Consider the following 18630-nt stretch of genomic DNA (forward strand, 5'->3'; position numbering starts at 1 on the left):
GTGTGGTTATGATTAAGTACTCGCGATTACTGAGTACTGGTGGTCGTAGTGGTCGTGGTTCCGGTATTGGAACCATCACCGCCACCGGTTGCCGCCAGGGCAACACCCACCGCGGAGCTTACGGTGCTGACGCTGGTCGCTGAGGAACTACCCGCAGAGACAGACGTCGCTGCCGACCCTGCTGCTTCACCCACCTGAATCGGTGCCGCAAAGGCAGAAGTCGCCGCAAGCGCGGTTATGGCAAAAATGCCAAACAGTGCTTTTTTCATATCAATTTCCCTTCATTGAATGAATGGAGAGGTGCCTGAAATAATCAGGCGAGAACGAGTATACACAACTAAAGCAGGCTATTTGATGAATGGGAAACGCAGCGGCAGGTTTTAAGAAAATTGGATAAAAAGGTGATATGAAAATGATATATTTAATTTAAAATCATTTACTTTCATGAGGTTAAAATTATTACAGCAACCGGGAAGTATAGGTAACATCTGAAAATATCACTGCGCTATTGCCGGTTAAAAGTTCTTTTTCAGAATAACCTCAGAGTGGCAAATAATGCTTAATAGCGAACAAGAAGAATTATCCGATAAAAAATGCCGACATATTGTCGGCATTCAAATTTACTTATTCAGAACGTCGCTTTGTATTATGCCAATTAACGCCAGGCTTTATACAGATTAATAAGCCCATTGGTGGAACTGTCATGGCTGCTGACTTCTTTGTGATCCCCCAGTTCCGGCAAAATACGGTTCGCCAGCTGTTTGCCCAATTCCACGCCCCATTGGTCGAAGGTGAAAATGTTCAGAATCACGCCCTGAGTAAAGATTTTGTGCTCATACAGGGCGATCAATGCCCCCAGGCTGAACGGCGTAATTTCACGCAGCAGAATGGAGTTAGTCGGGCGGTTGCCTTCAAACACTTTGAACGGCACAACGTGTTCCAGAGACTTCGGATCTTTACCCTGGTCTGCGTATTCCTGCTCAACCACATCACGTGCTTTGCCAAAGGCCAGCGCTTCGGTCTGGGCAAAGAAGTTGGACAGCAGCTTCGGATGGTGGTCGGACAGCGGATTATGCGTGATGGCCGGAGCGATGAAGTCACAAGGCACCATTTTGGTTCCCTGGTGAATCAGCTGGTAAAACGCGTGTTGCCCGTTAGTGCCCGGCTCGCCCCAGATAATCGGGCCAGTCTGGTAATCCACGGCGTTGCCGTTACGGTCAACATATTTACCGTTGGATTCCATGTTGCCCTGCTGGAAGTAGGCAGCAAAACGATGCATGTACTGGTCGTACGGCAGAATCGCTTCGGTTTCAGCGCCGAAGAAGTTGTTGTACCAGATACCGATCAGCGCCAGCAGCACCGGCAGATTTTGCTCAGGCGCGGTGCTTGCAAAGTGCTGGTCCATCGCGTGCGCGCCGGAGAGCAGCTCAACAAAGTTGTCGAAGCCCACGGACAGGATGATAGACAGGCCAATCGCCGACCACAGTGAGTAACGACCGCCCACCCAGTCCCAGAATTCGAACATATTGGCGGTGTCGATACCGAACTCGCCTACCGCTTTACCGTTGGTAGAGAGTGCAGCAAAGTGTTTCGCAACGTGTTTATTGTCACCTGCCGTGGCCAGGAACCAGTCACGCGCACTGTGGGCGTTGGTCATGGTTTCCTGGGTGGTGAAGGTTTTGGACGCGACCAGGAACAGCGTGGTCTCCGGGTTCACCTTTTTCAGCACTTCAGCAATGTGGGTGCCATCAACGTTAGAGACGAAGTGCATGTTGAGGTGATTTTTGTACGGGCGCAGCGCTTCGGTCACCATGAACGGGCCGAGGTCAGAACCGCCGATACCGATGTTCACCACGTCGGTAATGGCTTTGCCGGTATAGCCTTTCCAGCTCCCGGAGATGATCGCTTCGGAGAAAGTTTTCATCTTCTCCAGTACCGCGTTCACTTCCGGCATGACATCTTTGCCATCAACCACAATCGGGGTATTGCTACGGTTACGCAGCGCCACGTGCAGCACCGCACGGTCTTCAGTACGGTTAATTTTCTCGCCGGAGAACATAGACTTAATGGCGCCAGCCAGTTCAGTCTCTTTCGCCAGATCCTGCAACAGGGCCAGCGTCTCTTCGGTGATGCGGTTTTTGGAGAAATCAACCAGCATCAAATCGTCAAACGTTGCGGAAAACTTAGCAAAACGGTCGCCATCTTTTGCGAACAGTTCCGCAAGCGTAACGTCCTTCATGTCAGCGTAGTGTTTCTGTAATGCCTGCCAGGCAGAAGTCTGCGTTGGGTTAATATTTTTCATAGCAATACTCTTCTGATTTGAGAATTTGACTGCCGTCGATTGTAGCGCCTGAAAATGAAAATTGTGATGGTTTTTGTGTCACCGCCCTGGACACGGCGCGAAAACGGGCAAAACAGCACGGTAAATTAGACCAACATAAGCCCTGTTTCTAATCAATTCATCTGCATGAAAAATCCGCATAATCACAACATTGACAGCACCGCCGCTAGCCATTATTTATAGGGCGCTACCTGCGCACGCGCGGGTGTGTATTACCAAAGCATTTCTCGCTACACGTAGTGTGAAAGGCAAAGGTAATAGCCAGAAGAGGAGCGTTGCCCAGGTAACCGTATTCGAGGAGCCCATCCAGAGACGATACGTGAGGGGGAGCACCGCCGAGGTGGTGGACTGCACGGCAGCATTCACCATCGGCTACAGGGGCTGAATCCCCTGAGTTGTCACCAGAAACGTTCGCAGTCGGGCGTTTCACAAGTGGTGGAGCACTTCTGGGTGTAATCGTAGTTTGCTGCGCCTACCCCTTTCGCTCTTCCCTTGTGCCATGGCTGAAAAATCGATCCCCTGACACGAGGTTGTTATGTCTGAATTAGTTGTCGCCAAGTTTGGCGGTACCAGTGTGGCGAGTTTTGATGCCATGAATCACAGCGCCGACGTGGTGCTCGCCGACCCGAGCGTGCGTCTTGTGGTCCTTTCCGCCTCTGCGGGCGTCACGAATTTGCTGGTTGCCCTCGCTGAAGGGCTGGAAACGACCGAGCGTTTCGCCAAACTTGATGCTATCCGCAAAATCCAGTTCGATATTCTGGAACGTCTGGCTAACCCGAACGTCATTCGTGAAGAGATTGAGCGCCTGCTGGAAAACATTACCACCCTGGCAGAAGCCGCATCGCTGGCGACCTCAACCGCCCTGACCGACGAACTGGTCAGCCATGGCGAACTGATGTCCACTCTGCTGTTTGTTGAGATCCTGCGCCAGCGTGACGTTCAGTCGCAGTGGTTTGACGTGCGTAAAGTGATGCGCACCAGCGATCGGTTTGGTCGTGCTGAGCCGGACGTAGCCGCGCTGGCTGAACTGGCGACCCAACAGCTCGCCCCGCGCCTTGCCGACGGTCTGGTCGTCACTCAGGGGTTTATCGGTAGCGAAGCCAAAGGCCGCACCACCACCCTGGGCCGTGGCGGCAGCGACTATACCGCCGCCCTGCTGGGTGAAGCGCTGCATGCCGCCCGCGTGGATATCTGGACCGACGTCCCCGGCATCTACACCACTGACCCGCGCGTGGTTCCGGCGGCAAAACGCATTGATGAAATTGCTTTTGAAGAAGCCGCTGAAATGGCGACGTTTGGGGCGAAAGTCCTGCATCCGGCCACCCTGTTGCCTGCGGTGCGCAGCGACATTCCAGTGTTTGTGGGTTCCAGTAAAGATCCGAAAGCCGGTGGTACGCTGGTATGCAATAAAACCCGCAATCCTCCGCTGTTCCGTGCACTGGCCCTGCGCCGTAAGCAGACCCTGCTGACGCTGCACAGCCTGAACATGCTGCACTCCCGCGGCTTCCTGGCGGAAGTGTTCGGCATTCTGGCACGCCACAGCATTTCGGTTGATCTCATTACCACTTCTGAAGTGAGCGTGGCGCTGACGCTGGATACCACCGGTTCCACCTCGACGGGTGACACCCTGCTGACACAGGCGCTGCTGACTGAGCTCTCTTCACTTTGCCGCGTGGAAGTGGAAGAGAACCTCGCCCTGGTGGCAATCATAGGTAACGACCTGTCGAAAGCCTGCGGCGTGGGCAAAGAGGTGTTTGGCGTGCTGGACCCGTTCAATATCCGCATGATTTGCTACGGCGCATCCAGCCACAACCTGTGCTTCCTGGTGCCAGGCACCGAAGCCGAGCAGGTGGTACAGAAGCTGCACCATAATTTGTTCGAATAAAAGAGAAAGGCCGGAGGGTTTAGCACTCTCCGGCCTCGTTTTATGCCATCACCGTTTGATACAACAATTGGTCAAGCGCGCGGATATCGCCATCCTGACTCTCCGGTAACACGGGTGGAACAGTGCCCCTTTCGATCTCCGCTGCGATAAACGCATGTAATCGGGGCAAACGCGCACCGTACTGCGCTTCCCCGGCACACTGCTTACGCGCCAACAGCTCGTCTACCTCCAGGCGCAGCTCCGCATCCAGTTCACTGCCTGCCAGCAGTTCGGCAAAGCGCATCGGAGGAACGCCTTTTCCTGCTTCCACCCAACGCACGGCCAGTAACGGGCGCAGCACATAGAAATACTTCTTTAGCCGCACCTCATCGCCCTGCAAATAGCTGTGGAAGTTTCTGCGCGCCATCGAATAGTAGTGCCAGCGTGCCCGCACGGGAGAAAACCATTTCGGCACCAGCGCGCTGAGCGCCGATATCACCGCCTCATCCTGTTGGTAAACGACAGGCGAATCCAGCCACTCAATCAGGGTGGGGTTGGCGCTTTTCAGTAAGCCTAATGCTTTGCGCCACTCCCAACCGCTTACGTCCAGCTCATCATCGATAGGCAGTTCGATGACGTCCCGTGGTGTCTCCACTTGTAAGTACCATTCCGGCGGATGCACGTACAAAAATCGCACATCGTAGTCGCTATCCGGTGAGGCAAATCCCCACCCACGACTCCCGGACTCGCAGGCATAGAGCACCCGAACACCATAGTCCTGCTCAACCTTTTTTAAATGCTGCCGCACGCGTTCGCGCATGGCAGCATCCACACCGTTAACCTTCATTTTTTTATCCTTTTACACACACCACCTGACGCAGGGTGTGAACGATTTCAACCAGCGATGCCTGGGCCGCCATGACTGCGTCGATGTCTTTATAGGCCATCGGGATTTCGTCGATCACCTCGCTGTCTTTTCGACACTCAACATGCGCAGTCGCCCGAATCTGATCATCCACGGTGAAGCGCTTTTTCGCAGCCGTACGGCTCATCGCACGCCCTGCGCCGTGGCTACAGGAGCAAAAACTCTCTTCGTTCCCCAATCCACGCACGATAAAGCTTTTCGCCCCCATCGAACCGGGAATAATCCCCATCTGGCCCTTTTGCGCGGAGACCGCACCTTTACGCGTCACCAGCACCTCTTCATTAAAGTGGGTCTCTTTTTGCACGTAGTTATGGTGGCAATTCACCGCTTCCTGCTGGGTGATAAACGGCTTCGTCACAATCCGTGATAACGCCGACAGCACGCGCGACATCATGACTTCCCGGTTATGACGGGCAAAATCCTGCGCCCACGACACGGCTTCCATGTAGTCGTCGTAGTGCTTACTCCCCTCTTTGAAATAGGCCAGGTTTTTATCCGGCAGGTTCGCAATGTGCTGCTGCATATCCTGCTGGGCGAGCGTGATGAACAGCGTACCGATGGCGTTACCCACGCCACGCGATCCACTATGTAGCATCACCCACACGCGCTGCTGTTCATCCAGGCACACCTCTATAAAGTGGTTGCCCGTCCCGAGCGTACCCAGGTGCTGATAATTGTTGGTTTTCAGCAATTGCGGATAGTTATCCGTCAGGCGCTTAAACCGTGCCGCCAGCATTGACCAGTGGTTATCCACTTCCTGCGGGGGCGTTTCCCACGCCCCTTTATCACGCCCGACGCGGGTGCTGGTACGACCGTGCGGCACCGCCTGTTCGATTGCGCTGCGCAGCCCACTCAAACTCTCCGGCAGATCGCTTGCCACCAGCGAGGTGCGCACGGCGATCATCCCACACCCTATATCCACGCCGACCGCCGCCGGAATAATGGCCCCTTTGGTCGGGATAACGCTGCCGATGGTGGAGCCTTTACCGAGGTGCACATCGGGCATCACTGCCAGGTGCTGAAAAATAAACGGCATCTTCGCGGTGTTCTGCAACTGCGCACGCGCCTCAGGCTCGACCGGCACCCCGTGCGTCCACATTTTTATCGGCGCGCTGTCTGGCGCCGTCAGCAGTTGAAATTGATTATGCTGCATTGGATTATCCTTTAATCGTTACCAGTCCATTGAGGACATTATCGAGGCCACCGAATACCGAGATTTTATCGATACGTTCAGCCACTTTTTCCAGCGTTTCCAGCTCTTTTAAGCGCAATGCTACCGGGTTGTTTTCCATCACTTTCGCGGTATTCAGCAGTGAGCGGGTCGCCGCCGTTTCTTCACGCCGACGGATCACGTTGGCCTGCGCCGATTTTTCCGCTTCAATCAGCTTGGTCAGAATGGTTTTCATATCCCCTGGCAGCACGATGTCCCGCACGCCGAGGGAGGCGACCTCCATACCGAAGGGGGCCATACGGATTTTGACCTGGGCACTCACAACCTCATCAATCACCTGCTTATCTTCCAGCAGTTCGTCCAGCGTGCGGGTACCCACCGCTTCACGCAGGGCAAACTGCAATTCACGATAGAGATGATCCACCGGTTTGGTTAACTGGCTAAACGCCTGCAATACATCGCGGTACTGCCAGTTCGCGCCCAGATTAATGCGCAGGTTCACTTTGTCTTTGGTCAGAATTTCCTGACCCGACACTTCCAGCAGTTGCAAGCGCGTATCGACAACTTCCGCTTCGACCAGGTGATTCACTTTCCAGTAAGCGCTTAATCCCGGTGGCAACAAGGGCTGCGTTTCGCCATCAATCTTCAACACACCCACATGCCATGCGGCGACGTTCACCGTCAGTATGGCATCACGGCCTTTTACTGCTGCGCCGCTGCGGGGTTGCAGCACGGCATGCATGAGGCTTTCAGGTACACGCACCTCACGCGTATCCATCAGCACGACGCTCAGGCTACCGTCCTGCCAGAACAGGCGGCGGGAAGCGGGAGGAATGATTTCCGCCAGGATACCGTTACGGTAGAGCGCAGCAACGTCATGCTCGGCGGTATCGACGGTCAGGCACCAGGCCTCAATCCATTCCGGTCTGAAACGACGCAGATAATTCGCCAGCCCGGCCTCCACATCGCTGCCATTAAGCTCAACGATCGTCACCTCTTGCTTACCAAACCAGGACAAGCGGTGTTCCCCTGCCTCAAGCATTTTTGTGTAATCGCCCGCTTTCGCCAGCAGGCCCAGTTGTCCTTTACGGAGAGTGATTTTTTTATTCATTTTTTTATCCTTATCTTTTCACGTACCAGCGCGAATGCAGGTGCGGAGCCGGAGGGAAACAGGCCATCACTGCCCGCCTGTTTTGCCTGCGACCCGGAACCCTTATCGGCGCCGGTTTGTTGCTGCCGTTAACAACATGGCAGCGCATTAATCAATACAACCAGTGTTCACCTGGAAGGGTGAGTCGGGAATCGAACCCTCGACGTGTCTCTCTGCTGACAGAACGCCCCGCGGAAAACGTTTTACCGTTCCGGGTGCGCTGGCGGGGCATAATCCCCTGCGTGCTCAGCATCGTGACGTATCAGGTATTGCCAGAAGTGTGCCAACCGCGAGAAAACGAAAAATAAAATTCTAATATATTGATATTTAATCATTTTGTTTTTATCCAGCTTTGAGCACTTGCTCTCAGCCCTGTCATTTTTTTATATTTATTTATCGTCATTTATCTTTAAGGATAAAAATGCAAAAGCGCAAAGTGGTCATCGGCGTACTGGGCACCGTTTTAGACAAGCGAGGGAAACGGGCGAATCGCTTACGCAAATGGCGACCGACCGTTGGGCTATGCCAGCAGGCAGATTTCCCGGTCGCCAGGCTGGAGCTGCTCCACCAGCCGCGTGATGAAGGAATGGCCCAACAGCTGGCGGAGGACATCTCACTGCTTTCACCCCACACCGCTGTGCGCCCTCATGTGGTGAGCATTCAGGACCCGTGGGATTTTGAAGAGGTGTACGCGGCATTTCTGGATTTCGCCATCCATTACCCCTTTGATACCGAAAATGAAGAGTACCTGGTACACATCACCACCGGCACGCACGTGGCACAGATTTGCTGGTTCTTGCTGACAGAGGCCCGCTACCTGCCCGCCAGCTTGCTACAAACCAGCCCGGCCCCGAAAGGCGCGCCTGAAGAGGATGTCGCCGCAGGGGTCTACTCGATCATCGATCTGGATTTAAGTCGCTACACGACCTTAACCAGCCGGTTTCAGCGCGAGCAGCAACAGTCGGTCTCTTTGCTGAAGGCAGGTATTGATACGCGAAATGCGACATTCAATAAGCTCATTGAACAAATTGAGCGGGTGGCTTTACGCTCTACGGCACCGATGCTATTGACCGGCCCCACCGGGGCGGGTAAGTCCTTCCTGGCAAAACGCATCTTCCAGCTTCGTCAGTCACGCCATCGGGTGGCAGGCAAACTGGTGGCGGTGAACTGCGCCACCTTACGCGGCGATAACGCCATGTCGACACTGTTTGGTCATGTGAAAGGGGCGTTTACCGGTGCATTAACACCACGGGCCGGGCTCCTGCGCGAAGCCCACGGCGGCGTATTATTCCTTGATGAAATTGCCGAGCTAGGCCTGGATGAACAGGCCATGCTGTTGAAAGCCGTTGAAGAGAAGACCTTCTTTCCTTTCGGTTCTGACAAAGAGGTCGAGAGCGACTTTCAGCTTATTGCCGGTACCCATCGCGACCTGCGTCAGTGGGTGGAAGAAGGCAAATTCCGCGAAGATCTCTATGCGCGTATCAACATGTGGACCTTTGCGCTGCCGGGGCTTGCCGAGCGGCGAGAAGACATTGCCCCCAATATCGAATTCGAACTTCAGCGCTTTTCGGCGCAGGAACAGACGCAAACCCGTTTCGATAAAGATGCCCGCGAGCGTTATCTGGCCTTTGCCTGCTCAGGCCAGGCGCTGTGGCGTGGGAATTTTCGCGAGCTGAGCGCTTCTATCGCCCGCATGGCGACGCTGGCGGAACAGGGGCGCATCACCCTGCCGATTGTCGAAGAAGAAATCGTGCGTTTGCAGCACGGCTGGCGGCAGCCCTCTTCGCTTCCTGCCGTCAGTCAGGAGATTGACCTGTTTGACCAGCGCCAACTGGAGACCGTGCTGGAGGTGTGTCGCCGCAGCCACTCACTTTCCGATGCCGGACGCGAACTGTTTGCCGTTTCCCGCCTGAAAAAAGCCAACCCGAATGATGCCGATCGCCTGCGCAAATACCTGGCGCGTTTTGGATTAACGTGGGAGCACGTCCGCTCCGCGACTTGAATCCTCTTCACCATAATTTGTTTGAATAAATTTTCCTCACGCGATAAACAATACCTATGGCCGGGCTCGAACCCGGCCTTTTTTATAACGAAATACAACACAACGCGTTACAAGGAAAAACTATGCTCGCCGTTATCACCCGGCTGTTCCCGTTATGGGCGCTGCTGCTCTCTGTTGTTGCTTATTACACGCCCTCAACGTTCACCCCCATCGGCCCCTGGGTGACCACGCTACTCATGCTGATTATGTTTGGCATGGGCGTACATCTAAAAATTGATGACTTCAAGCGCGTGCTGTCGCGCCCGGCCCCCGTCGCCGCAGGGACTTTTCTTCACTACCTTGTGATGCCCTTAGCCGCCTGGCTGCTGGCGATGATATTCAACATGCCGCCGGACCTCTCTGCCGGGATGGTGCTGGTTGGCAGCGTGGCAAGCGGCACGGCCTCCAACGTGATGATCTATCTGGCAAAGGGTGATGTGGCGCTGTCGGTGACGATTTCGTCTGTTTCCACGCTGGTTGGCGTGGTGGCCACGCCGTTGCTGACTCGCCTCTACGTGGACGCGCATATTCAGGTTGATGTCATGGGGATGCTGCTCAGCATCCTGCAGATTGTGGTGATCCCGATTGGCCTCGGTTTAGTGATCCACCATCTCTTCCCACGCGTGGTAAAAGCCGTGGAGCCGTACCTGCCGGCATTCTCCATGGTCTGCATTCTGGCGATCATCAGCGCGGTGGTGGCGGGGTCAGCGGCACACATTGCGTCGGTCGGTCTGGTGGTGATTGTGGCGGTGATTCTGCATAACAGCATCGGTCTGCTGTGCGGCTACTGGGGCGGACGTCTGTTTGGCTTTGATGAGTCCACCTGCCGCACGCTGGCGATTGAAGTGGGTATGCAGAACTCCGGGCTGGCGGCAGCGCTCGGTAAAATCTATTTCTCACCGCTGGCTGCCCTGCCGGGTGCGCTGTTCTCGGTGTGGCACAACCTGTCCGGTTCGCTGTTGGCAGGCTACTGGTCCGGTAAGCCTATCGAGAAAAAACCGCAGGGCGCGGTGAAGAAAGGCTGATCAGCACAATGCCGGGTATACCCGGCTTTTATCATAGTTAGCGATGCCGCATTGCCGTACACTGAACCCTCTTTCCTATGAGGGCACTCCCATGGCACTCCCCCGCATTACCCAAAAAGAGATGACCGAGCGCGAACAGCGTGAACTGAAAACGCTGCTGGATCGCGCACGCATTGCGCACGGGCGTGTATTGACCAACGCCGAAATCAACAGCGTCAAAAAAGAGTACATCGACAAACTGATGGTTGAACGGGAAGCCGAAGCCAAAAAAGCCCGCCAGATAAAGAAAAAGCAGGCTTATAAACCGGATGAAGCGACCACCTTTTCGTGGTCAGCTAACACGTCCACGCGCGGCAGGCGTTAACGTCCTTTCTTTTTGCGCCCCGGCTGATTAAAGCGTTTACCGTTCGATGCCGGGCGCGATTTCTCTTCCGATTTCTCAATCTTCACTACCGGCCGCTTAATATCGGCGGTTTTCGGCTTCGGTTTGGCTTTTGCCTTCGGCCTGGCCTCGGAGGAGGAGTTTTCAATCAGCTTGAACAGCGCAATTAACTCGTCATCGGTGAGATCACGCCACTCACCGAGCGGCAGACCCGACAGGCCGACGTTCATGATGCGCGTCCGTTCAAGCTTGGTCACTTCATAACCAAAGTGTTCACACATGCGACGAATCTGGCGGTTAAGTCCCTGAATCAGAGTAATGCGAAAGACAAACGGCGCCTCTTTTTTGACTTTGCACTTTTTGGTTACCGTTCCCAGAATCGGCACGCCTGCGCCCATGCCACGAATAAATTCATCCGTAACGGGTTTATCCACCGTGACCAGATACTCTTTTTCGTGGTCGTTGCCGGCGCGCAAAATCTTATTCACCAGGTCGCCATGGTTGGTGAGGAAAATCAGTCCCTGGGAATCTTTGTCCAGACGACCGATAGGGAAGACGCGTTTGCTGTGGTTGACGAAATCAACAATGTTGTCGCGCTCGCTGTCCTCGGTGGTACTGACGATCCCCACGGGTTTGTTCAGGGCGATAAAGACCAGGTCTTCTGCTTCGCGCGGCTCTATCAAGCGACCATTGACCTTCACCACGTCCCCAGGGGTAACCTGGTCGCCAATGGCGGCACGTTTGCCGTTGATGAACACGTTGCCCTGTTCAATGAAGCGATCGGCCTCGCGACGCGAGCAAATTCCGCTTTCGCTGATGTATTTATTTAATCGGATTGATGAGTCTGGCAGCATAAATTCTCCTGTAATCGGGGAAATATATCTCACCTGTGGGCAGATAAAAAATCCTCCGGGCCAGCGCTCGCGAATTAAATGTGATCCATCCCGTTTTTCTTCACAAAAGTGACGCCTGAAAAGCTGTGCAACTTTGTGTGATTAACAAACGCAGAATCAACAGGTTAGAAATACGAGCACAAAAGTGCTGATTCATGAACAGCGCATCATCATTTGTGCAATACAATCGTGTGCTCAACCCACCTGAAATAACAGAAAATCCCTTTGAAACTGCCACGGTGTGGGGTTATATCGGATCAAGAGACGCCAACCACGATTTGCACATATGTGCAGAGAGCAAAGATGACGATGGAAAACAGTGACGATATCCGGTTGATTGTAAAAATTGCCCAGCTCTATTACGAGCAGGACATGACCCAGGCGCAGATAGCGCGCGAATTGGGTATCTATCGCACCACCATCAGCCGCCTGCTGAAACGCGGACGCGAGCACGGGATTGTGACCATCGCTATCAATTATGACTACAACGAGAATCTGTGGCTGGAGCAGCAACTCAAACAAAAGTTCGCCTTAAAAGAGGTGGTCGTCGCCTCCAGTGAAGCCGAGCAGGAAGAAGATCAGCTTAACGTCATGGGTCAGCAAGGGGCGCAGTTGCTGGAACGCTTGCTGGCGCCGGGGGACATTATCGGCCTGTCATGGGGACGTGCGGTGCGATCGCTGGTGGAAAATCTGCCGCAGTCCAGTCAGTCCCGGCAGTTAATTTGCGTGCCGATCATTGGCGGGCCGTCCGGCAAACTGGAAAGCCGCTACCATGTGAACACGTTGACCTACAGCGCAGCGGCGCGCTTAAAGGGAGAGTCACATCTGGCCGATTTCCCGGCCCTGCTGGATAACGAACTGATCCGTAACGGCATTATGCAATCACAGCATTTTAAGACTATCGCCGCTTACTGGAACAATCTCGACGTGGCACTGGTGGGGATTGGCTCACCGGCAATTCGTGACGGCGCCAACTGGCATGCGTTCTACGGCAGTGAAGAGAGTGATGACCTGAACGCGCGCCATGTTGCGGGGGATATCTGCTCACGTTTTTACGACATCAGCGGAGCGACGGTTGAAACCAATATGAGCGAAAAAACGCTCTCCATTGAAATGCAGCGCCTGAAGCAGGCGCGGTACTCCATCGGTATTGCGATGGGAGAGGAAAAATACAGCGGGATCCTCGGTGCATTACACGGGAAATACATTAACTGTCTGGTGACTAATCGCGAAACCGCTGAATTATTGTTGAAGTAAATTTCTCATCGGGTGAATAACGCAATGATTATTGCGCGGGGATCCCTTTGCCCTAAATCAGGAGTCTGGTATGCAAACGTGGTTAAATCTGCAGGATAAAGTCATTATTGTCACCGGAGGTGCATCCGGTATTGGTCTGGCGATCGTGGATGAGCTATTAGCACAGGGAGCGAATGTACAAATGGCCGATATTCATGGAGGGGAAGGCCAGCACGAGGGAAATAACTATTACCACTTCTGGCCGACGGATATTTCCAGCGCGGGTGATGTCAGCCATACCGTCAACGAAATTATTCAGCGATTTGGTCGTATTGATGGTTTGGTTAATAATGCAGGCGTCAACTTCCCTCGTTTATTGGTTGATGAAAAAGCCCCAGCGGGAAAATATGAATTAAACGAAGCGGCCTTTGAAAAAATGGTCAACATCAACCAGAAAGGTGTTTTTTTAATGTCACAGGCCGTGGCGCGGCAGATGGTTCAACAGCGCGACGGTGTCATTGTGAATGTCTCTTCCGAAAGTGGTCTTGAAGGTTCCGAAGGCCAGAGCTGCTATGCCGCCACCAAGGCCGCACTCAATAGCTTCACCCGTTCCTGGTCGAAAGAATTGGGTAAACACGGCATCCGTGTGGTGGGTATCGCCCCTGGCATTCTGGAAAAAACCGGACTGCGCACGCCCGAATATGAAGAAGCGCTGGCCTGGACGCGCAATATCACCGTTGAGCAGCTGCGAGACGGCTACACAAAGAACGCCATTCCCATTGGGCGCTCAGGGAGGCTGACAGAAGTAGCTGATTTTGTTTCGTATTTACTCTCAGAACGCGCCAGCTACATCACCGGAGTAACCACTAACATTGCCGGCGGTAAAACGCGCGGTTAAGGAGGCGTTATGGTGAATGCAATTTTCTGCGCCCACGGCCAACTGGCCTGCGCCATGCTGGAATCCGTACAGATGGTCTATGGCGAAACCAACGTTACCGCCGTTGCCTTTGTGCCCGGCGAGAATGCGCAGGACATCGCCGACAAGCTCGAAAAGTTAGTAAGCGCACACATACATGGCGAGTGGATTATTGCCGTCGATTTACAGTGTGGAAGCCCATGGAATGCCGCCGCAACGCTTGCCATGCGCAACCCGAAGCTGCGCGTCATCAGCGGCTTCTCTCTGCCGCTGGCGCTGGAACTGGTCGACAATCAGGCCACGATGAACGTTGATGAACTCTGTACACACCTGACCGCTATCGCCCACCAGACCTGCGTGGTCTGGCAACAACTGGAAACCGCCGAGGAGGATTTCTGATGAACATTACGCTGGCGCGCATTGATGACCGCCTGATTCACGGCCAGGTGACGACCGTCTGGTCTAAAGTCGCCAATGCGCAACGCATTATTATTTGCAATGACGAGGTCTATAACGATGAAGTGCGCCGGACGTTATTACGCCAGGCCGCACCACCGGGCATGAAAGTGAATGTGGTGAATATCGAAAAAGCCGTCGCCGTTTACCTGAACCCACAATATAAAGATGAGACAGTATTTTATCTTTTCACTAATCCACAGGACGCCTTAAAGATGGTTTCCCAGGGCGTGAAGATTGCCACGTTAAATATTGGTGGCATGGCCTGGCGACCGGGTAAAAAACAATTAACCAAAGCTGTCTCCCTGGATGATGACGATATTCACGCTTTTCGCGAGCTGGATAAGCTGGGTGTGAAATTAGATTTACGGGTGGTTGCTTCCGATCCATCAATTAATATTCTCGACAAAATAAAAGAAATCGCCGTAACAGAATAAAAAATAACGCCTGTATTTCTATGCCGTAACAGGCAGGGATGTCTATATCTCAAAGGTGACATATTATGGAAATCAGTACCCTACAAATCATAGCCATATTTCTTTTTTCCTGTATTGCTGGCATGGGCAGTGTTCTGGATGAATTCCAGACTCACCGGCCATTAATTGCCTGTACCGTCATTGGTTTGATTCTTGGCGATCTTAAAACCGGCATCATGCTCGGCGGCACGCTGGAGTTGATCGCTCTGGGCTGGATGAACGTCGGTGCCGCGCAATCCCCGGACTCCGCACTTGCCAGCATCATCTCCGCCATTCTGGTGATTGTCGGTCAGCAGAGCATTGCCACGGGGATCGCTATCGCCCTGCCCGTCGCGGCGGCAGGCCAGGTGCTCACCGTCTTTGCCCGCACCATCACCGTAGTGTTCCAGCACGCAGCCGACAAAGCCGCAGAAGAGGCGCGTTTTCGTACCATCGACCTGTTGCATGTTTCTGCCCTCGGGGTGCAAGCCCTGCGCGTGGCCATTCCGGCTCTGGTGGTGTCGCTGTTCGTTAGTGCCGACATGGTCAGCAATATGCTCAGTGCCATTCCTGAATTCGTCACTCGTGGGTTGCAGATTGCCGGGGGCTTTATCGTGGTCGTCGGCTACGCCATGGTGCTGCGCATGATGGGTGTGAAGTACCTGATGCCCTTCTTCTTCCTCGGCTTCCTGGCCGGGGGATATCTCGATTTCAGCCTGCTCGCCTTTGGTGGCGTCGGGGTGATTATCGCCCTCGTCTACATCCAGCTCAATCCGCAGTGGCGCAAAACAGAACCGCAAGCTGCTACCTCCTCCACCGCCCTTGACCAGCTTGACGACTAACGGAGCCCATCATGGAACAGAAAAAACTGACCAAATCCGACCTGTTCAGCATGTTTGTTCGCTCGAACCTGCAACAAGCGTCGTTCAACTTCGAGCGTATTCATGGCCTGGGCTTTTGCTACGACATGATCCCTGCCATCAAGCGGCTCTACCCGCTCAAAGAGGATCAGGTTGCCGCACTAAAACGCCACCTTGTGTTCTTTAACACCACGCCCGCTGTCTGTGGCCCGGTACTCGGCGTGACGGCAGCCATGGAAGAGGCGCGGGCCAATGGTGCAGACATTGATGATGGGGCCATTAACGGCATCAAAGTTGGCCTGATGGGGCCGCTGGCTGGCGTGGGCGACCCACTGGTCTGGGGCACGCTGCGCCCGATCACCGCCGCACTCGGTGCGTCGCTGGCGCTGTCCGGTAATGTGCTTGGCCCTTTGTTGTTCTTCTTTATTTTCAATGCAGTACGCCTTGCCATGAAGTGGTACGGCCTGCAACTGGGCTTTAGAAAGGGGGTCAATATCGTCAGCGATATGGGCGGTAATTTGCTGCAAAAACTCACTGAAGGGGCCTCGATTCTCGGCCTGTTTGTGATGGGGGTGCTGGTCACAAAATGGACCAGCATCCATGTGCCACTGGTGGTGTCACAAACCCCAGGTGCAGACGGCACCACCGTCACCATGACCGTGCAGAACATTCTTGATCAGCTCTGCCCCGGCCTGCTGGCGCTAGGCCTGACCCTGCTGATGGTGCGTCTGCTCAATAAGAAAGTGAACCCGGTCTGGCTGATCTTCGCCCTCTTTGGTCTGGGGATCGTTGGCAACGCGCTGGGCTTCCTGTCCTGATTTTTCGCCCCGGTAACTGCCGGGGCCATCGCTCACAACAAGGTGGTTAATGTTATGAAAACAACAGCACTTCGCCTGTATGGCAAACGCGATCTGCGTCTGGAAACCTTCGAACTTCCACAAATGCAGGACGATGAAATTCTGGCAACGGTGGTCACCGACAGCCTGTGCCTCTCCTCCTGGAAAGAGGCCAATCTGGGCGAGGACCACAAAAAAGTGCCGGATGATGTGGCAACCCACCCGATCATCATCGGCCATGAATTTTGCGGCGATATCCTGGCCGTCGGCAAAAAATGGCAGCATAAGTTCCAGCCAGGTCAGCGCTACGTGATTCAGGCCAACCTACAACTGCCGGATCGTCCGGATTGCCCCGGCTACTCGTTCCCATGGGTCGGCGGCGAAGCCACGCACGTGGTTATCCCTGATGAGGTGATGGAACAGGACTGCCTGTTGGCGTACGAAGGCGAGACCTATTTCGAAGGCTCGCTTGTGGAGCCGCTCTCTTGCGTGATTGGCGCGTTCAACGCCAACTATCACTTACAGGAAGGCACTTACAACCACAACATGGGCATTCGCCCGCAGGGACGCACGTTGATTCTGGGCGGAACCGGGCCGATGGGCCTGCTGGCGATTGACTACGCACTGCATGGCCCGGTCAACCCGTCTCTACTGGTGGTCACCGACACCAATCACGACAAACTCAGCTACGCTCGGCAACACTATCCTTCTGAGCCCCAGACCCTGATTCATTATCTGCATGCGCAGGCCGCCTCGTTCGACACGCTAATGGCGCTCAGCGGCGGTCACGGTTTCGACGATATTTTTGTCTTCGTTCCCAATGAGGCCCTGATCACACTGGCCTCTTCACTGCTCGCTCCGGACGGCTGCATGAATTTCTTTGCTGGTCCGCAAGACAAACAGTTCAGCGCCCCGGTGAATTTCTACGATGTGCATTACGCCTTTACTCACTATGTCGGGACTTCCGGCGGTAACACCGACGATATGCGTGCAGCGGTGAAGCTCATTGAAGAGAAAAAAGTGCAGGCGGCAAAAGTGGTCACCCATATTCTCGGCCTTAATGCTGCGGGTGAAACCACCCTCGAACTCCCGTCCGTTGGTGGCGGCAAAAAGCTGGTTTATACCGGAAAATACCTGCCGCTAACCGCACTGAAACAGATTGCTGACCCTGAGCTTGCCGCCATCATTGAGCGCCATAAAGGCATCTGGTCCGGGGAAGCCGAGCAGTACCTGCTGGCCCACGCGGAGGAGATTAACCATGATTAACCGCGACACGCTGCTCTGCATTTCTCTTGCGGGACGCCCGGGGAACTTTGGTACCCGTTTTCACAACTATCTGTATGAAAAACTGGGACTCAACTTTATCTACAAAGCCTTCACCACCCAGGATATTGAGGCAGCGGTGGAAGGGGTACGCGCGCTGGGTATTCGTGGCTGTGCGGTCTCAATGCCGTTCAAAGAGAGTTGTATGCCATTTCTGGATGCCATCGATCCTTCGGCAAAGGTGATTGATTCGGTGAATACCATCGTTAATGACGGCGGGCAACTGACGGGCTTCAACACCGATTACATTGCGGTCAAAAGCCTGATAGCCAGCCACCAGCTTGATACAAGTGCCAGGGTAATGATTCGGGGCAGTGGCGGGATGGGTAAAGCAGTGATCGCCGCCTTTCGTGACGCCGGTTTTCGCGACGTCATCATCGCTGCCCGTAATCATGATAGTGGCACGGCGCTGGCCCGCCAGTATGGTTTTCAGTGGCAGCCTCAGCCGGAGGGCATCCGCAGCGACATTCTGGTCAACGTGACGCCCGTCGGTATGGCCGGTGGCAAAGAGAGCGAAGCACTTTCCTTCAGCGAAGCGATGGTCGCACACGCCAGCGTCGTCTTTGACGTGGTAGCCCTGCCCGCAGAAACCCCGGTGATTCTTCTGGCGCAGCGGTCAGGAAAAAAGACCATCAGTGGCGCGGAAGTCATTGCCCTGCAGGCCGTTGAGCAGTTCGCCATGTACACCGGCGTTCGCCCGGATGCGGGGCTCATTGCTGAAGCATCGGCGTTTGGCAGAGCAGGGTGATTGAATCT

General features: G+C 54.4%; 18 protein-coding genes and 1 riboswitch. Of the genes, 12 read left to right on the forward strand and 6 right to left on the reverse strand.

Annotation, left to right across the window (positions count from 1 at the left end; all coding sequences use genetic code 11):
- Positions 1 to 26: 26 nt before the first annotated feature.
- Both yjbE and pgi read right to left on the reverse strand, forming a co-directional pair.
- Positions 27 to 269, reverse strand: a complete 243-nt coding sequence (gene yjbE, locus ACUY4Q_RS22470) for an exopolysaccharide production protein YjbE (RefSeq protein WP_437434171.1) — start codon at positions 267 to 269, stop codon at positions 27 to 29.
- Between the two features lie 386 nt (positions 270 to 655).
- A complete protein-coding gene (gene pgi / locus ACUY4Q_RS22475; RefSeq protein WP_458044861.1) occupies positions 656 to 2302 on the reverse strand; it encodes a glucose-6-phosphate isomerase in 1647 nt (548 codons plus the stop codon).
- A gap of 296 nt (positions 2303 to 2598) precedes the next feature.
- Positions 2599 to 2795: riboswitch (Lysine riboswitch) on the forward strand.
- 81 nt (positions 2796 to 2876) lie between these two features.
- Here pgi and lysC point away from each other — a divergent pair.
- Entirely contained in the window at positions 2877 to 4226 is a 1350-nt protein-coding gene (gene lysC / locus ACUY4Q_RS22480) for a lysine-sensitive aspartokinase 3 (RefSeq protein ID WP_458044862.1), read from the forward strand.
- A gap of 40 nt (positions 4227 to 4266) precedes the next feature.
- On the opposite strand, the gene ACUY4Q_RS22485 is transcribed toward lysC, so the two are convergent.
- Genes ACUY4Q_RS22485 through ACUY4Q_RS22495 form a run of 3 tightly spaced genes read right to left on the reverse strand, consistent with a single transcriptional unit; the run spans position 4267 to position 7412 of the window.
- Entirely contained in the window at positions 4267 to 5052 is a 786-nt protein-coding gene (locus ACUY4Q_RS22485) for a nucleotidyltransferase domain-containing protein (RefSeq protein WP_458044863.1), read from the reverse strand.
- A gap of 4 nt (positions 5053 to 5056) precedes the next feature.
- Positions 5057 to 6283 (reverse strand): RtcB family protein, encoded by a 1227-nt coding sequence (locus tag ACUY4Q_RS22490; RefSeq protein ID WP_458044864.1) that lies wholly within the window; start codon positions 6281 to 6283, stop codon positions 5057 to 5059.
- A 4-nt stretch (positions 6284 to 6287) separates the two neighbouring features.
- On the reverse strand, positions 6288 to 7412 hold the full coding sequence (locus tag ACUY4Q_RS22495) for a slipin family protein (RefSeq protein ID WP_458044865.1): 1125 nt from the start codon (positions 7410 to 7412) through the stop codon (positions 6288 to 6290).
- 460 nt (positions 7413 to 7872) lie between these two features.
- On the opposite strand from ACUY4Q_RS22495, the gene rtcR reads away from it, so the two are divergent.
- From rtcR to ACUY4Q_RS22510, 3 genes are all read left to right on the forward strand, one after another.
- A complete protein-coding gene (gene rtcR, locus ACUY4Q_RS22500) occupies positions 7873 to 9453 on the forward strand; it encodes an RNA repair transcriptional activator RtcR (RefSeq protein ID WP_458044866.1) in 1581 nt (526 codons plus the stop codon).
- 122 nt (positions 9454 to 9575) lie between these two features.
- Complete coding sequence (gene panS / locus ACUY4Q_RS22505) at positions 9576 to 10517, forward strand: ketopantoate/pantoate/pantothenate transporter PanS (RefSeq protein WP_458044867.1); 942 nt, start codon at positions 9576 to 9578, stop codon at positions 10515 to 10517.
- Between the two features lie 91 nt (positions 10518 to 10608).
- A complete protein-coding gene (locus tag ACUY4Q_RS22510; protein WP_458044868.1) occupies positions 10609 to 10881 on the forward strand; it encodes a YjbD family protein in 273 nt (90 codons plus the stop codon).
- Here the strand turns inward: ACUY4Q_RS22510 and rluF are convergent.
- Positions 10878 to 11753, reverse strand: coding sequence for a 23S rRNA pseudouridine(2604) synthase RluF (gene rluF / locus ACUY4Q_RS22515; protein WP_043866754.1), 876 nt, complete (start codon positions 11751 to 11753; stop codon positions 10878 to 10880). The genes ACUY4Q_RS22510 and rluF overlap by 4 nt on opposite strands.
- Before the next feature lie 348 nt (positions 11754 to 12101).
- Between rluF and ACUY4Q_RS22520 the strand changes: the two genes are divergently transcribed.
- The 8 genes from ACUY4Q_RS22520 to ACUY4Q_RS22555 all read left to right on the forward strand — a co-directional run bounded on the left by ACUY4Q_RS22520 (position 12102) and on the right by ACUY4Q_RS22555 (position 18622).
- Positions 12102 to 13049, forward strand: a complete 948-nt coding sequence (locus tag ACUY4Q_RS22520) for a sugar-binding transcriptional regulator (protein WP_458047421.1) — start codon at positions 12102 to 12104, stop codon at positions 13047 to 13049.
- A gap of 70 nt (positions 13050 to 13119) precedes the next feature.
- On the forward strand, positions 13120 to 13926 hold the full coding sequence (locus ACUY4Q_RS22525; protein ID WP_458044869.1) for an SDR family oxidoreductase: 807 nt from the start codon (positions 13120 to 13122) through the stop codon (positions 13924 to 13926).
- 9 nt (positions 13927 to 13935) lie between these two features.
- Positions 13936 to 14343: a mannose/fructose/sorbose PTS transporter subunit IIA gene (locus tag ACUY4Q_RS22530; protein ID WP_458044870.1), complete on the forward strand. Its 408-nt coding sequence runs from the start codon at positions 13936 to 13938 to the stop codon at positions 14341 to 14343.
- Positions 14343 to 14837: a PTS sugar transporter subunit IIB gene (locus tag ACUY4Q_RS22535; protein ID WP_458044871.1), complete on the forward strand. Its 495-nt coding sequence runs from the start codon at positions 14343 to 14345 to the stop codon at positions 14835 to 14837. Before ACUY4Q_RS22530 ends, ACUY4Q_RS22535 begins: the two co-directional genes overlap by 1 nt.
- A gap of 65 nt (positions 14838 to 14902) precedes the next feature.
- Positions 14903 to 15697, forward strand: a complete 795-nt coding sequence (locus ACUY4Q_RS22540) for a PTS mannose/fructose/sorbose transporter subunit IIC (protein ID WP_458044872.1) — start codon at positions 14903 to 14905, stop codon at positions 15695 to 15697.
- Between the two features lie 11 nt (positions 15698 to 15708).
- Positions 15709 to 16533, forward strand: a complete 825-nt coding sequence (locus tag ACUY4Q_RS22545; RefSeq protein WP_458044873.1) for a PTS system mannose/fructose/sorbose family transporter subunit IID — start codon at positions 15709 to 15711, stop codon at positions 16531 to 16533.
- Positions 16534 to 16587: 54 nt separating this feature from the next.
- A complete protein-coding gene (gene sorE / locus ACUY4Q_RS22550; protein ID WP_458044874.1) occupies positions 16588 to 17817 on the forward strand; it encodes an L-sorbose 1-phosphate reductase in 1230 nt (409 codons plus the stop codon).
- The gene (locus ACUY4Q_RS22555) at positions 17810 to 18622 is read left to right on the forward strand and encodes a shikimate 5-dehydrogenase (RefSeq protein ID WP_458044875.1); all 813 of its coding nucleotides are present in this window, start codon (positions 17810 to 17812) and stop codon (positions 18620 to 18622) included. Before sorE ends, ACUY4Q_RS22555 begins: the two co-directional genes overlap by 8 nt.
- Positions 18623 to 18630 lie beyond the last annotated feature (8 nt).

It is taken from the genome of Phytobacter cepae (assembly GCF_054165735.1).

Coding starts and splice junctions, on each gene's coding strand:
- yjbE (WP_437434171.1), bottom strand. CDS start 269: ATGAAAAAAGCACTGTTTGGCATTTTTGCCATAACCGCGCTTGCGGCG.
- pgi (WP_458044861.1), bottom strand. CDS start 2,302: ATGAAAAATATTAACCCAACGCAGACTTCTGCCTGGCAGGCATTACAG.
- lysC (WP_458044862.1), top strand. CDS start 2,877: ATGTCTGAATTAGTTGTCGCCAAGTTTGGCGGTACCAGTGTGGCGAGT.
- ACUY4Q_RS22485 (WP_458044863.1), bottom strand. CDS start 5,052: ATGAAGGTTAACGGTGTGGATGCTGCCATGCGCGAACGCGTGCGGCAG.
- ACUY4Q_RS22490 (WP_458044864.1), bottom strand. CDS start 6,283: ATGCAGCATAATCAATTTCAACTGCTGACGGCGCCAGACAGCGCGCCG.
- ACUY4Q_RS22495 (WP_458044865.1), bottom strand. CDS start 7,412: ATGAATAAAAAAATCACTCTCCGTAAAGGACAACTGGGCCTGCTGGCG.
- rtcR (WP_458044866.1), top strand. CDS start 7,873: ATGCAAAAGCGCAAAGTGGTCATCGGCGTACTGGGCACCGTTTTAGAC.
- panS (WP_458044867.1), top strand. CDS start 9,576: ATGCTCGCCGTTATCACCCGGCTGTTCCCGTTATGGGCGCTGCTGCTC.
- ACUY4Q_RS22510 (WP_458044868.1), top strand. CDS start 10,609: ATGGCACTCCCCCGCATTACCCAAAAAGAGATGACCGAGCGCGAACAG.
- rluF (WP_043866754.1), bottom strand. CDS start 11,753: ATGCTGCCAGACTCATCAATCCGATTAAATAAATACATCAGCGAAAGC.
- ACUY4Q_RS22520 (WP_458047421.1), top strand. CDS start 12,102: ATGGAAAACAGTGACGATATCCGGTTGATTGTAAAAATTGCCCAGCTC.
- ACUY4Q_RS22525 (WP_458044869.1), top strand. CDS start 13,120: ATGCAAACGTGGTTAAATCTGCAGGATAAAGTCATTATTGTCACCGGA.
- ACUY4Q_RS22530 (WP_458044870.1), top strand. CDS start 13,936: ATGGTGAATGCAATTTTCTGCGCCCACGGCCAACTGGCCTGCGCCATG.
- ACUY4Q_RS22535 (WP_458044871.1), top strand. CDS start 14,343: ATGAACATTACGCTGGCGCGCATTGATGACCGCCTGATTCACGGCCAG.
- ACUY4Q_RS22540 (WP_458044872.1), top strand. CDS start 14,903: ATGGAAATCAGTACCCTACAAATCATAGCCATATTTCTTTTTTCCTGT.
- ACUY4Q_RS22545 (WP_458044873.1), top strand. CDS start 15,709: ATGGAACAGAAAAAACTGACCAAATCCGACCTGTTCAGCATGTTTGTT.
- sorE (WP_458044874.1), top strand. CDS start 16,588: ATGAAAACAACAGCACTTCGCCTGTATGGCAAACGCGATCTGCGTCTG.
- ACUY4Q_RS22555 (WP_458044875.1), top strand. CDS start 17,810: ATGATTAACCGCGACACGCTGCTCTGCATTTCTCTTGCGGGACGCCCG.